The sequence below is a fragment of the Chitinophaga sp. SYP-B3965 genome (assembly GCF_009647655.1).
Classification (GTDB): domain Bacteria; phylum Bacteroidota; class Bacteroidia; order Chitinophagales; family Chitinophagaceae; genus Chitinophaga.
In genome coordinates this window covers 195,628-209,788 of the sequence record NZ_WJFD01000001.1, presented here as the reverse complement: position 1 = coordinate 209,788, position 14,161 = coordinate 195,628, and the positions used below count along the sequence as shown (strand labels likewise).

Here is a 14,161-nt window from a genome sequence, read left to right as displayed (position 1 = left end):
CGTTACAATTGTAACGCCCTTTTTTATGTAAGTTATGTATTCACCACCCATTCCAAAAATCCCGGCATCACACTGGCCCAGGTATCCAGGTTATGTTTGCCGCCTTCAACGAGTGTATATTGAATGTGTTTCCCCTTTTCATACCCTTTCTCTTCCAGTATCGCTACCAGGTCCTCCGTATCATCTACCGCATCTATCTTCCCGTTAATATTCCTGTCCGCTTCCTCATCCTCCGTACCCGCTTCAAAAAAGAAACGCAGATCAGGATGGAATGGTCCTTCTTTCATCTGGCGGTGCATGATCCGTTTTGTACCATCACTGGAAGAACGCCACCATAGCGAACCAGAGAACACCCCCGCTTTGTGGAACTGGCCGGGATTGTTCCACACAATATCCAGTGCAGATAAACCACCCATGGAAAACCCGCCGAACGTTTTATCAGGAAATCCCTGGTGATAACGTTGCTGCAGGAAGGGTAATAATTCCTTCAGGATAAAACGCGTGTACAACCCCGCTTTGCAGCCGCGCCCCTGGTAATCCACATGTTTGGCCGTACCATATTCCTGCAGGCGCTGCGGTCCTGCATGTACAGCTACTACCCATAAGGACGGGTGGATGGTGTCCTGCAATTGTTCCAGCATAGCCGGAAAACCTATTTCCGCCAGGTCCTGCCCGTCATTCAGTAATAACAGATGCGGCGTTTCGCGGGTATTGGCCGGGAGATAGCAATCGAAACTCACTTCCCTTTGCAGGTACAGCGAGTGTTGTCCAAAAGATTCTTTCCTGGGAAGCATAAAATGAGGGTTATACTACTAAGTTAGCAAAAACAATGCTAGAAGATTATGAAGAAATCAATATTTTACAAGTAGAAATCCTATATGATGAAATTAGTTAAATTGTTTTTCATGCTGCTTTCCGTTCCTGCTTTTGCACAGGAAGAGGATCATTGGGAAACATATATGGCAGCCTATGAAAAAGGACCGGGCATCACCTTAGTGAATATGAGCTTAAAAGAAAAAGCGCCGGTTAAAGATCAGGGATTTGTGCTGATCACCGGTGTCAGTTTTTCGCAATGCAAAGATGGCCTCCCTACGCCTGAAATGATCGAAACCCTGCAATCCATGGATGATGCGCTGGTACGCCAGGTAAGCCTCCTGGGTACAACCACCTTCGCGGGTACCTGGACGCATAATTGTGAAAGATTGAATTACTTCTATATCAGGGATTCCATGGATGTACGGTTTTCACTCCAAACCTTTTACAAGGATAATTTCCCGGAATTCAAAACCTACATCAATATCCGTTTTGATCCGGAATGGGAGGGTTACCTGAAATTCCTGTATCCGAATGACATCATCCTGGAACAACTTAATGTTTCGAAAGTACTGGGCCTGCTATCAGCAGAGGGAGACAAACTGGAAAAGGAAAGGCCGGTTGATTACAGCTTCTTCTTTTCCGATGAAAAAAACCGCAGCGCCTTTATTGACCAGATGAAGAAAGAAGGCTTCCAGGTCACAAGCCAGCATAAAAAAGACCGTGCCGGGTTGGTAACCATCACCAAACCAGCGCTGCCTAATGCATCCACCATCAGTGGTATGATCATATACCTGCGTAAAAAGGCCGCTGAATCCGGCGGCGAATACAAGGGATGGGAAACCGCCCCTGTCAAAAAGTAATTTTTCCGGACCTTTGAGAAGCCATTATTTTTCATGAAATTCGTATCACCTGCTATGCCCCCGGGGCAACCAAGAAATATCCTTACCATAAAACCCGATCCCTTGACTGAAAACTATTATAAATGGCATTCTGAACACATTGGCCGGGATTTCGAAATGCTGGTCTTCGGAGATAGCGGTTACCCGCTCATCCTCTTCCCCACCTCTATGGGCCGTTATTACGAAAGCAAAGACCGTGGCCTGATAGATTCCGTGGCCTGGTACGTGAACAACGGACATGTAAAGATCTATTGCCCGGACGGCATTGATTCCATGAGCTGGTACAACAAACAGATCAGCCCTGCGGAAAGAGCACTGAACCATATGTGCTACGACGCCGTTATACTAAATGAAGTGATCCCCCGTGCCATAGAAGAAACCGGCCATCACCGTATAGCCATGGCAGGATGCAGTTTCGGAGGTTATCATGCCGCCAATTTTGCATTCAGGCACCCGGAGTTAGTTTCTTACCTGTTCTCCATGAGTGGTTTGTTTGATATCAGTTCCAGGATAGACGGGTATTATGACGACAATGTGTATTACAACAACCCCATGGATTTCATGCCGGATAATAAACATCCTGATCTGTGGAAGATGGGTATTGTACTGGGCGCTGCTGAAAGAGATGTGACCCTGGCCCAGAATGAACAATTTTCCGGCATCCTGTCCGGCAAACAGATCCAGCACTGGCTGGACATCAGACCGAATACCGTGCACGACTGGCCGGTATGGAGAGAAATGCTGCCACATTATTTGTCGTTCTTAAAGCCATGATCCATGATGAAAAAGATTGGAATCTTGTTTGGGCAGGAAAATACTTTCCCCCAGGCTTTTGTGGACCGCGTGAACCGCCACAGTGAACCGGGCATGCACGCAGAGTTTGTAGTGATCGATAAAGCCCTTCAGGGCCAGGCAGGAGAATATGCCGTGATCATAGACCGCATCTCCCACGACGTTCCTTTTTACCGCGCATGGCTGAAGAACGCCGCACTGGACGGAACCGCCGTGATCAACAATCCCTTCTGGTGGAGCGCAGACGAAAAGTTCTTCAACAACGCACTGGCGCTCAGCCTGGATATTCCTGTACCGAAAACCGCACTGCTCCCCTCTTTTGAATTACCACCCGATACCACTGCCCGTTCTTTCCGCAACCTCCGCTACCCCATGGACTGGGATGCCATCTTCAATTATACCGGCTTCCCCGCTTACATGAAACCCTTTGCCGGCGGCGGCTGGAAAGATGTGTACCGCATAGAAAGCAAAGAGGCCTTCTTTACCATCCACGCACAAACCAGGCAGCTGGTGATGTTATTGCAGGAAGAAATATTGTTTGAAGAGTATTACCGCTGTTACTGCATCGGCGGCAAACACGTGCGGATCATGCCCTACGAACCCCGCAACCCGCCTGCAGACCGCTATAAAGCAGATTTCCAACCTTCGGAAAAACTGTACCAGGCCATGGAACATTATGTACTGGCGCTGAACCGCGCACTGGGTTATGATTTTAACACGGTGGAATTCGCCGTACGGGAAGGCATCCCCTACGCCATAGACTTCTGCAACCCGGCACCGGATGCGGACGTTGTTTCCGTAGGCGAAGAAAATTTTGAATGGGTGGTGAACACGATGGCCCAATATGCCATAGAAAGAGCCAGGGCACAGCAATTCGGGAAAGATAATCTCACCTGGGGAACTTATCTTAAAAAATCTGTTCAACATTAATAAAGATAATTACGACATTCACAACATGAATTTTTCAGCATTTACATTAGGCATAGAAGAAGAATACATGGTGCTGGATCCTCAAACCCGTGAACTGCGCTCCCATGAACAAAAGATCGTAGAGCAGGCACAGAAAGTGATCAAAGACAAAGTAAAAGCCGAAATGCACCAGGCTGTTGTAGAGGTAGGCACACAGATCTGTGCGAATATTGAAGAAGCGCGGGAAGATGTTCTGCTGCTGCGTAGGACCATTCACCAGATCGCCGGTGAACTGGGATTCAGTATTGGCGCCGCCGGCACACACCCTTTTTCCCTTTGGGAAAAACAACTCATCACAGATCATCCCCGCTATTTTGCACTCGTGAATGAAATGCAGGATGCCGCACGCTCCAACCTCATTTTTGGTTTGCACGTACACGTAGGCATGGAAAGCCGCGAACTGGCCATCCACATCGCCAACAGCGCCCGCTATTTCCTGCCACATATCTTTGCCCTCAGCACCAACTCCCCCTTCTGGGAAGGGCGCAATACAGGCTTCAAATCTTTCCGCACCAAAGTGTTCGACAAATTCCCGAGAACAGGGATACCGGACTATTTTGCCAGCATAGAGGAATACGATAATTATATCAAGCTGCTGGTGAAGACCAACTGCATTGATAATGCCAAGAAAGTTTGGTGGGACCTCCGCGTACATCCTTTCTTCAACACCGTAGAGTTCCGCATCTGCGACGTTCCCCTTACCACAGAAGAAACCATCACCATGGCCGCACTTTTCCAGGCGGTATGCGTGAAGATCTACAAGCTGCGCGCGCAGAACCTCAATTTCATCATCTACAACCGTGCGTTGGTGAATGAGAACAAATGGCGCGCCTCCCGGTATGGTATTGACGGAAACCTGATAGACTTCGGCAAGGAAATGGAAGTGAACACCCGCGCCCTGATCTATGAATTACTGGACTTTGTGGACGATGTACTGAACGACCTCGGCTCCCGCGCCGAAGTAGTGGAAGGTACCGGCCGCATCCTGGCCCAGGGTACAGGGGCAGACAAGCAACTGAAGGTCTACGAAGAACAAAATAATGACCTGGTGCAGGTAGTTGATTTCATACAATCGCAGTTTCTGGCGTAATTTTGCAGTATACATGAAAGTAGCCGTTTTAGACTTGTACGAGGGCGTACCCAATGAAGGTATGCGCTGCATCCGCGAAATGCTCTTTGCATTTGCGGAAGTGCAGAAGATCCCCCTGCAGGTAAATGAATTTGAAGTACGCCAGCAAAAACAGGTGCCGGACCTCTCTTACGATGTATACATCTCCACAGGCGGCCCCGGAAGCCCTGTGGACAGCGCCGGCAGCGACTGGGAGAAAGCCTATTTCAACTGGCTGAACAGTGTGCTGGCCTGGAACAAAGTGCCCGGTAACCGTAAAAAATATGTATTCCTCATCTGCCACTCCTTCCAGGTGGTATGCCGGTATTTTGAACTCGGCCAGGTAGTACGCCGCAGATCCCCGGCCTTCGGGGTTTTCCCGGTGCATAAAACGGCCGCAGGTTTAGAAGAACCTTACTTTAAAGGGCTCAACGATCCTTTTTACATTGTGGATAGCCGCAACTGGCAGGTGATCAGTCCGGATGAAACGAAACTAAAGGCCATGGGCGCAGAAGTGCTGGCCATTGAAAAAGAAAGGCCGCATGTGCCGCTTGAAAGAGCTACCATGGCCATCCGTTTTAATGACTACATGACCGGCACCCAGTTCCATCCTGAAGCAGACGCTACCGGTATGCGCAAATACCTGATGCTGCCTGCCAAAAAGAAACGGGTAACAGAAGAACATGGTGCAGAGAAGTATCATAGTATGCTGGAACACCTCATGGATCCGGACAAGATCCTGCTCACCCACGATACCCTGTTGCCTAATTTCCTGCAGGATGCCCTGCAACACCAGCATCAATATACTTAAATCCGTTTCATGGTCCCCGCTATCCGTCAGTTATATAACCATCAATTTACCCCCGCTGCGTATGAAGCGCTGCTGCAATCACTGGCAAGCGTAACCGGCATCACCCCTTCATTCCGTGTGGCAGAAACACCGGTATTTGTACCTGCTGCCCTCACACAGAAACTGATCGCCGCAGGTGCCGCCGTGATAGATGTACTGCGCAGACCAGATCTCAATACACTAACGGAAATGGCCATACCTAAAGGCCAGGTGGTACCACACCAGGATGCACACCCGCAATTCGTGATCGTGGATTTTGCCGTCACAAAAAATGAAGCAGGTGAACTATCCCCTCAGCTAATTGAACTGCAGGGATTCCCCAGCCTCTTTGGGTTCCAGGAATTACTGGCTGCACAATACCGGCAGCACTTTAACATACCTTCACAACTGAATAATTTTGGCAGTGGCATGAATGCCGCACAATACGAAGCCCTGCTCAGCAAAACGATCCTCAACGGACATGATCCCAAAGAAGTGATCCTGCTGGAAGTATTGCCGCAGCAGCAAAAAACACTGATAGACTTTGTGTACACAGAACAACTGCTGGGCATCCCCACCGTTTGCGTATCTGCGTTGATCCTGGAAGGGAAAAAACTATACTACGAAAAGGATGGTGAAAAGATACAAGTGAAACGCATCTATAACCGCATGATCTCTGAAGACCTGGAGAAACACCGCGAAGAACTCGGCAGCGTGATCAACTTCCAGCATGAAATGGAAGTGGAATGGGCTACACATCCCAACTGGTATTACCGCATCAGCAAATTCCTGTTGCCCTACATCCAGGGAGATTATGCGCCGAAAGCCTGGTTCCTGCATGAAATACCCGTATTACCGCAAGACCTGGAGAACTATGTACTAAAACCTTTATTCTCTTTTGCAGGCCAGGGAGTGATCATAGATCCTACGCAGGCGGATATAGATGCTATCAAAGATCCGGAGAACTGGATCCTGCAGCAGAAAGTACATTACACCCCCGTGATCGAAACACCCACCGGCCCTGCGAAATGTGAGATCCGCCTCATGTACTGCTGGCCGGATGATGCAGCAGATCCTGTGCTGGCACATAACCTGGCAAGGCTCAGCAAAGGGAAGATGATAGGTGTGAATTATAATGCGGACAGAGATTGGGTAGGTGGAAGCAGTTGCTTCTTTGAATAAGTCATAAATACCCCTGCATATGCAACGCTTAAACATTAGTTCAGGAGCTCCATGGGAAGCAAAAGTGGGCTATTCCCGCGCAGTGAGGATCGGCAATGTAGTAGAAGTATCCGGCACCGTTTCCCAGGACGGAGATAAAGTGATCGGCCTCAACGATCCCTACGAACAAACCAAACATGCCCTTGCCAAAATTGAAGCAGCATTGGTGAAAGCAGGCGCCTCACTGCATGATGTAATACGCACGCGCATATACGTAACAGATATTTCCAGATGGGAAGAAGTTGGCCGTGCGCATGGGGAGTTCTTTCAGGCTATAAGGCCGGCTACTACGATGGTGGAGGTGAGCAAGCTGATCAGTCCGGAGTTGCTGGTGGAGATTGAGGCTACTGCGATTGTATCGGTGAGGGTGTAGAAATTATCGGGGCTCCAAAAGAATGTGTAATACAATTTTGTGTAAATTACGTCACTCCATTTTAGTAAGACGAAGATGTGATTTTATCCATTTAACCAAAATCCTTTTCGTTATGACCTTAGAAGAAATGGAAGTGCATAGAAGAAAAAGTGGAAGAGCTACTATGAGAGCTTTACTTAGATGTTTAGATAGAGAAACCTGCCTGGCATTTTTAAGAGAACCACGAGAAAGCCGTAGAGCCAGATTTGAAGAAACACAAGCGAAAATAAGGGCATCCCAAATGGAGCATATGGCCGCCCTCTCTCTAAAAGACAAAATGAGAAAGTCAAACAACCTAATATCCAAACTACTAAGAGTTAAATCCTCAAAATAAAAAAAGCCGCTCCTCACAGAGCGGCTTTTTACATTATTAGAAATACTACCAAAGTGATATAATCTCTTCTAAAAGTGATAAAGTGTTCGTGTAAAAAATGAGGGTGCACTGGATATTGGCGTAATTTTACATTACTTTAATTTAGTAAGACGAAGATGTAATTTTCATTCAATTAATGTTTGTTATGGCCCATTTGTTAAAACTCAATTTTGACGAAGTGTATGATGTAGCGCCGGTTTCTGATGATTTACATAAAAGTACTTTTACAACAGAACTGACAGACGGATCAGCCGTTCCTTTACATATGGAGATCAGCACTAAAACGCATGAATTAGAATCGAATCTGTTTAATCTGTCATTTGGCCCTTTAGACCAAAATCATCCTCGCCATTCTTTAGGCATAGATGGTTCAGATAGCAGGCGCGCCGCTTTTTATCACAGGCTTATCAAAGGAAACTTTGAATATCTGCGTCAATATTTCAAACTCCACGGCATGAAATATTATGTAAGGATCACTAGATTTGGAAAGAAACAATACGAAAATCCGTTTGACTTTACAGATGTTCATTCCAAATTAATACCGCTGGAGAAGGAAACATTTATGAATACCAAACCACTATTTAACTATTATGTTTTCAAGTTGAAATAACCTTTTTGAGATAACATTTTTTCATACACCAATATTTAAAACTTACTATTATGTTCATGAAAGATTTAGTAGATGAATACGAAGAAGAATTACGGCAGGAAAAAATAGCGGCTGGCATAAAGTGGTCATTAAAGTCCGAGTTATATATGCCGATTCCGACTCCTGCTGAGAAAGAAGAATCAGAACTACGCAGGCTAAATGCACAGAGATATTCCGAGGAGAGGGCCCGGGAGGAGAGATGGATAGAAATAGGCAAAAAGGCCGAAGCAGCAGAAGCAGCAGAAGCCGCACTGGAAGAAGCAAGCGTAGCCGAAACCGCCGCTCAGTATTTACCGTAAAGTAAAAGGAATATCATCAAAACCACAAACAAAAAAGCCGCTCCTTACAGAGCGGCTTTTTCAATTATTTAATAACCTCCTGCCATCTCAACATCCCCCCCTGCAAATTCACCACATTCGTAAACCCCATCGTTTCCAGCAACATAGCTGCCTGCCCGCTGCGGTTACCACTTCTGCAATAAACGATCACTTCTTTATCTTTCAGGCTTTCCAGTTCATCTATATCCATCGCACGTACATCACCAAGCGGCTTCAGTATCCCACCAATGTTGAATTCTGCATGCTCATGTGGTTCACGAACGTCAACGATGTTCAGCGCCTCACCATTATCGATACGCTGCTTCAGTTCTTCTGCTGTTATGTTTTGCATGATGCTTTTATTTTTACAAAGATAAATATATTACTTCTCTTCTGCAGGTTGCTGCACCGGGGCCGCCACACTGTCTTTCACCGGGCGGGCCGCAGAGAGCCAAAGGTCTACGCTTTCACCGGCGCGGATGAGGTTCAGCTCATGCAGTTCATTCCTGCGGGCAGGGCTTTGCTTGAACACAAAGGCACCCAGGGTATCCGTTACGCCGCCGTCTATCAGCACCGTACCGATATTCAGGTTGCTGGCCGCCAGGACTTCCCTTGCCTCCATATAAGTGAGCCCCACTATCTCAGGCACCGGGTTCTCCATACTGCCGGTACCACTGCTCAGCACGAGCGTGATATTACTGCCCTCAGGGATCTCTTTCCCCGGTTTGATAGGTTTACCGTTCAGCAATTGCTGCAATACTGTATTCGTAGCGAAGTCCGGTTTATAGATCGTATCCCCGATATTCAGGCGGCGGGCCCTCAAGGTCATTTCCGCACTGCGGAAAGTAAGACCTTCCAGGTCCGGCATGGGTACCATCGGCGGCACCACTTTGTTGACAGTAAGGTAAACAGTACGGTTCACTTTCACCACATCCCCGCGTTCAGGAGTTTGTTCATACACCAGCAATGCCGGTATCGTATCAATGTAAATGGAGTCCCGCACTTCCACGTCAAACCCCAGCCCTTCCAGGGTAGCGGTGGCGTCTTTAATACTTTTGCCCCTTACGTCCGGAACGGTTATTACCTCGCCATGGCGGGTAAAGAAACCGAGCGAACCAAAGAAGATAATGCCGATCAGCACAATTAACCCGATGATGACCAGCAGGTTATAGCCAAAGGAGCGTTTAGTGATCTTATCGAATAGTTTCATAGTTTGTATGGATAGATGCCTTGTTTTATTTGTTGCTTAGGCATTCTTCAATAAGCATGCCGTAAAACGCCTGTAAAGTCATGCCAGCAGCGCGAACCTGCTGCGGTACCAGGCTGTTCTCACTCTGCCCGGGCATCGTGTTCACTTCCAGGAAATACACCGCTCCTGTGCCCTCTTCCAGGATAAAATCCGCCCTTACAATGCCCTTGCAGTTCAGGCGGTGATATAATTCCTTCCCAACAGTACGGATATGATCCGCTGCCGTTTCCGGAATTTCAGCGGGTGTTACCTCATTGGTAATGCCCGGCGTATATTTCGCTTCATAATCAAAGAATTCCTTCGTGCTGCGGATCTCTGTGAGTGGCAATACATGCAGCTGCCCTTTGGCAAAGAACATACCGCAGGTCACTTCCGTGCCTTTGATGAATTCCTCTATCAATACCTGGCTATCTTCTTTAAATGCTTTGACGATAGCCTGTTCCAGGTCTTCTGCTGAATTTACTTTGCTCATGCCGATGCTACTGCCGCCTTCTGCGGGTTTCACAAAAACAGGCAAACGCAGTTGCTTAAAAATGGCAGCTGAGTCATAAGGTTTATTGCGGAAGAGATGTACAGAACGGCTCACTTTCACCACATCCAGTGCGGCTACTACCTTATTGCAATAGCTTTTGTTGAAGGTAAGCGCAGAAGTAACCATGCCGCAGCTGGTATACGGGATATCGAGCATTTCAAAATAACCCTGCAGGCGGCCATCTTCTCCCGGCGTACCATGGATGCCAATGAACACCGCATCGAAGATGATCTTCTTTCCGGCTACGGTGAGGCTGAAATCATTCTTATCTATTGCAAACACACCTCCGTCCGGGGCAGTGTAATTCCATCCCTCTTTGGTGATAATGATCTTGTAAACAGTGTATAAAGCAGCATCGATGTTCTTTTCGATCACTGCAGCGCTCTGAACGGATATTACATATTCTCCGGAATATCCACCGGCTACCAGGGCTATGTTTTTCATCAAAACAAAAATAAAAAGGTAAATGAGTAAAAAAAATCCGGCCTGGAATAACCTGGCCGGACGGGTATGATCAACTTGTCATTTGCAGCTTAAAGGTGCAGCCTGGACTTCTTCTCCATCAGATCGTCCACTGTTTCCTGGTACATTTCGTCAGGAACGCAGCAATCTACCGGACAAACCGCCGCACACTGAGGTTCCTCATGGAAACCCTGGCATTCTGTACATTTATTGGGAACGATATAATAAGTATCCACACTTACAGGAGCATTACGCTGATCCGCATCCAGCACCGATCCATCCATCAGGGTATAGGATCCTTTAACGGTAGTACCATCGGCTAATGCCCACTCTACACCGCCTTCATAAATGGCATTATTTGGGCATTCGGGTTCACATGCGCCGCAGTTTATACATTCGTCTGTTATCTTAATTGCCATGTTTCAAACTTTTTGTTTAGGATGTAAGCCATTAATTTTGCTTCAAAAATAGAATATCTTCAATTAAAAATACTCAATTTATTTTCCGGGAAATGATGGAATTATCGCAAAAATTAACAGCACTGCAGCGCCTGGGAGCGTATATGAGTGGTCAGGGTACGGAAGAAGAGCGGGAAAACCTCCTGGCGGTGAAGCAAAGGGCGTATGTGCAAAATGGCTGGTTCACCCCGGAATTCATTGATCTGTCGATCAATAATATCTGTCAATATTACCTGGACAGGCCCAAATTGGAGCAATGGCTGGCCCAATATCCCGGTTTCGGCCAACCGGCCCAACGTAAAAAGGTGGGGATCGTAGCCGCGGGAAATATTCCCCTGGTAGGTTTCCACGACTGGCTCACCGGTTTCCTCAGCGGGCATGATATCCGCATCAAATTGTCCTCCAAGGACAATGTGCTGCTGCCTCACCTGCTCAATAAGCTGCAGGAATGGTATCCTGAAGCCGCAGAATACACCACCACCCAGGACATGCTGAAGGACTGTGAGGCCTACATTGCCACCGGCAGCAACAACTCCGCGCGTTACTTTAACTACTATTTCGCCAAATACCCGCATATCATCCGCCGCAACCGTACTTCCGTTGCCATCCTGAAAGGAGATGAAACCACGGAAGAACTCCTGGCACTGTCAGATGACGTGATGTTGTATTTCGGACTGGGTTGCCGGAACGTGACCAAAGTGTATATACCGGAAGGATATGAATTAGGTCCCCTGCTGGAAGCTTTAACGAAGTATGCGTACATGGCAGATCACAATAAGTACAAGAACAATTTCGATTACAACCTCGCTTTGTTCTTACTGAATACAACACCCTGCCTTACCAACGACAGCATCCTGCTGCAGGAAAATGAAAGCCTCTTTTCACCTATCAGCGTGTTGCATTATGGTTACTACAGCAACCGCGAAGAACTGGAAGAACAACTCAGGAAAAATGAAGACCTGCAATGCCTCGTTGCCCGGGATGCCATTCCATTTGGCCAGGCGCAAAAACCTTCGCTGAGTGATTATGCAGATGGCGTGGATACCGCGGCCTTCCTGCATTCCCTCTAACAAAATGACATTAAAGATTGTTATACTGACAGGCATTGCCATACTTTTGGCAGTGCCTGTAACGTTTAATTTAAGGAGCCTTTAACGAATCCCATAAATATCTGTTAAATACTTCCGTGTTATAACATATATCCTCCGTTCATCGTTAATTTTGTGTGACAGGCATGTAAATTGATTAACTTAAGAGGAGGATCTTTTCCAATTCTTTTGACCCTTTAAAACCAAGGCACCATATGAAATTTCAACAAGTTGCCGCCACCTTTTTAATTAGTGTAATTACTGCCGCAGGGAGCATATTTGTTTACAGCAAATACTTTGCACCTAAACCGGAAGGACTATTCCAGAACGGTTCCGATGATATCCCTGTCAATTACGCCAAATACATGCCCGGTACAATGCCCAACAATAACCTCACGCCGCCCACTGATTTCCAGCAGGCAGCGAAAATAGGTACACCGGGAGTTGTGCATCTTAAAACAAAGATCAATCCCAAGCAGGTGAACAATAACCTGCAGAAGAGAAGGAGTTTGATCGAAGAGTTCTTTGGAGAACAGTTTGACCAGGAGGAAGAAGGCGGCCGCCGGTATTACATACCAGGCCAGATGGCTTCCGGTTCAGGAGTACTGATCTCCGATGATGGGTTCATCGTTACCAACAATCACGTGGTGGACGATGCGGATGAGATCTCCGTTACCCTCAGCAATAATAAAACATACACCGCCAAGGTGATCGGGACGGATCCCAATACAGACCTGGCAGTGATCAAGATAGACGCCACTAACCTGCCTTATCTTATATATGGTAATTCAGACGAGATACAGGTAGGCCAATGGGTACTGGCAGTAGGTTATCCGCTGAACCTGGAAACCACGGTAACAGCGGGCATCGTGAGCGCCAAATCCCGCGCCATAGGGATCAATACCCGGCAGCGCAGGTCAGCCATCGAATCCTTTATACAAACGGATGCGGCGGTGAACCAGGGAAATAGCGGTGGTGCACTGATCAATACCGCCGGAGAACTGGTAGGGATCAATTCCGCCATTGCTTCTCCAACAGGCGCCTACGCAGGCTATTCCTACGCCATCCCGGTGAACCTGGTAAGGAAAGTAGTGAATGACCTGATGAAGTTCGGGAACGTGCAAAGGGCTTACCTGGGTATTGAATACCAGGATCCCTCCCAGATGTCTGAATCCCAGTTGCGCTCGCTCAACATGAGCAGAGACCTGGTTGGGATCAAAGTACTGGGTGTTCCGGCCACAGGCGCTGCGGCGGCTGCAGGCATCAAAGAAGGAGATATTATCACAAAGATAAACGGGGTGAATACCTCTTCTGTTCCGGAGTTAATGGAACAGATCAGCCGATACAAACCAGGTGACAGAGTGAGTATAAATTATACACGCAATGACAAAGAGTACACGGCCAACGCAATCCTGAAGAACCTCGACGGGAATACGGGCATTGTTAAACCGGGCGTACTCGATTACCTGGGGGCTGAATTGAGGCCTTTACCCAAAGAGATTGCCCAGCGCCTGGGCATGGAAGGCGGGGTGATGGTCACCAACCTGAACAGTGGGATCATCAAGAAACAGACAAATATGAAATCCAATTTCGTGATCCTGAAAGCAGGCAGTGACAAGATCGAATCTGTAGATGCATTGAAAAGCGCCTTACAGGGAAAGAAATCAGTGAGATTAGAAGGATTTTATATGACGGACCGCCAGGCGAATATCTATTACTACGATCTTGATCTGAGCAATAGCGTAGCATTCTAAAGAGTTTTCATATAGGTTTTATAGGTTAGGATTAAAGGCTTCCCGCTTCTCGGGAGGCCTTTTTGTTTGTTCGGACTCCTTAAAATAAAAAGCCTCCCGCAAGCGAGAGGCCTTTATTATGATCATTATTGCAAAGAGTTACTACAATGACCATATATCCTATGAAAACCCTATACTAAATGTAGGATTATATGTTATACCGGAACAACGCGAGTTGGTAAACGTCAAGAAAT

General features: G+C 47.2%; 17 protein-coding genes. 12 read left to right on the top strand and 5 right to left on the bottom strand.

Annotated features, from left to right (window positions below; genetic code table 11):
* Positions 1-32: 32 nt before the first annotated feature.
* Positions 33-794, bottom strand: a complete 762-nt coding sequence (locus GFS24_RS00820) for an esterase family protein (RefSeq protein ID WP_153657674.1) — start codon at positions 792-794, stop codon at positions 33-35.
* 111 nt (positions 795-905) lie between these two features.
* Between GFS24_RS00820 and GFS24_RS00815 the strand changes: the two genes are divergently transcribed.
* From GFS24_RS00815 to GFS24_RS00770, 10 genes are all read left to right on the top strand, one after another.
* A complete protein-coding gene (locus tag GFS24_RS00815; RefSeq protein ID WP_173002926.1) occupies positions 906-1,676 on the top strand; it encodes a DUF695 domain-containing protein in 771 nt (256 codons plus the stop codon).
* Between the two features lie 102 nt (positions 1,677-1,778).
* Positions 1,779-2,489 (top strand): esterase family protein, encoded by a 711-nt coding sequence (locus GFS24_RS00810; RefSeq protein ID WP_153657672.1) that lies wholly within the window; start codon positions 1,779-1,781, stop codon positions 2,487-2,489.
* 3 nt (positions 2,490-2,492) lie between these two features.
* Positions 2,493-3,437: a RimK family alpha-L-glutamate ligase gene (locus GFS24_RS00805; RefSeq protein ID WP_253906372.1), complete on the top strand. Its 945-nt coding sequence runs from the start codon at positions 2,493-2,495 to the stop codon at positions 3,435-3,437.
* Between the two features lie 25 nt (positions 3,438-3,462).
* Positions 3,463-4,566 carry a carboxylate-amine ligase gene (locus GFS24_RS00800; RefSeq protein ID WP_153657670.1) on the top strand — a complete coding sequence of 368 codons (1,104 nt, stop codon included), beginning with the start codon at positions 3,463-3,465 and terminating at the stop codon, positions 4,564-4,566.
* Between the two features lie 13 nt (positions 4,567-4,579).
* Positions 4,580-5,395, top strand: coding sequence for a type 1 glutamine amidotransferase (locus GFS24_RS00795; RefSeq protein WP_153657669.1), 816 nt, complete (start codon positions 4,580-4,582; stop codon positions 5,393-5,395).
* Positions 5,396-5,404: 9 nt separating this feature from the next.
* Positions 5,405-6,595, top strand: coding sequence for a hypothetical protein (locus GFS24_RS00790; RefSeq protein ID WP_153657668.1), 1,191 nt, complete (start codon positions 5,405-5,407; stop codon positions 6,593-6,595).
* Positions 6,596-6,614: 19 nt separating this feature from the next.
* Positions 6,615-7,007, top strand: coding sequence for a RidA family protein (locus tag GFS24_RS00785; RefSeq protein WP_153657667.1), 393 nt, complete (start codon positions 6,615-6,617; stop codon positions 7,005-7,007).
* Positions 7,008-7,119: 112 nt separating this feature from the next.
* Positions 7,120-7,380, top strand: coding sequence for a hypothetical protein (locus tag GFS24_RS00780; RefSeq protein ID WP_153657666.1), 261 nt, complete (start codon positions 7,120-7,122; stop codon positions 7,378-7,380).
* A gap of 184 nt (positions 7,381-7,564) precedes the next feature.
* Positions 7,565-8,029, top strand: a complete 465-nt coding sequence (locus GFS24_RS00775) for a hypothetical protein (RefSeq protein ID WP_153657665.1) — start codon at positions 7,565-7,567, stop codon at positions 8,027-8,029.
* Between the two features lie 50 nt (positions 8,030-8,079).
* Positions 8,080-8,367, top strand: a complete 288-nt coding sequence (locus tag GFS24_RS00770; RefSeq protein ID WP_173002925.1) for a hypothetical protein — start codon at positions 8,080-8,082, stop codon at positions 8,365-8,367.
* A 64-nt stretch (positions 8,368-8,431) separates the two neighbouring features.
* Here the strand turns inward: GFS24_RS00770 and GFS24_RS00765 are convergent, their stop codons facing one another.
* From GFS24_RS00765 to GFS24_RS00750, 4 genes are all read right to left on the bottom strand, one after another.
* A complete protein-coding gene (locus GFS24_RS00765; RefSeq protein ID WP_153657663.1) occupies positions 8,432-8,737 on the bottom strand; it encodes a rhodanese-like domain-containing protein in 306 nt (101 codons plus the stop codon).
* A gap of 30 nt (positions 8,738-8,767) precedes the next feature.
* Positions 8,768-9,595: a PASTA domain-containing protein gene (locus GFS24_RS00760; RefSeq protein WP_153657662.1), complete on the bottom strand. Its 828-nt coding sequence runs from the start codon at positions 9,593-9,595 to the stop codon at positions 8,768-8,770.
* A gap of 25 nt (positions 9,596-9,620) precedes the next feature.
* Complete coding sequence (locus GFS24_RS00755; RefSeq protein WP_253906371.1) at positions 9,621-10,610, bottom strand: D-alanine--D-alanine ligase; 990 nt, start codon at positions 10,608-10,610, stop codon at positions 9,621-9,623.
* 89 nt (positions 10,611-10,699) lie between these two features.
* On the bottom strand, positions 10,700-11,047 hold the full coding sequence (locus GFS24_RS00750; RefSeq protein WP_153657660.1) for a 4Fe-4S dicluster domain-containing protein: 348 nt from the start codon (positions 11,045-11,047) through the stop codon (positions 10,700-10,702).
* Between the two features lie 92 nt (positions 11,048-11,139).
* Here GFS24_RS00750 and GFS24_RS00745 point away from each other — a divergent pair, with 92 nt between their 5' ends.
* Positions 11,140-12,156 (top strand): acyl-CoA reductase, encoded by a 1,017-nt coding sequence (locus GFS24_RS00745; RefSeq protein WP_253906370.1) that lies wholly within the window; start codon positions 11,140-11,142, stop codon positions 12,154-12,156.
* Between the two features lie 233 nt (positions 12,157-12,389).
* Positions 12,390-13,928: a S1C family serine protease gene (locus tag GFS24_RS00740; RefSeq protein ID WP_153657659.1), complete on the top strand. Its 1,539-nt coding sequence runs from the start codon at positions 12,390-12,392 to the stop codon at positions 13,926-13,928.
* Positions 13,929-14,161: the final 233 nt, after the last annotated feature.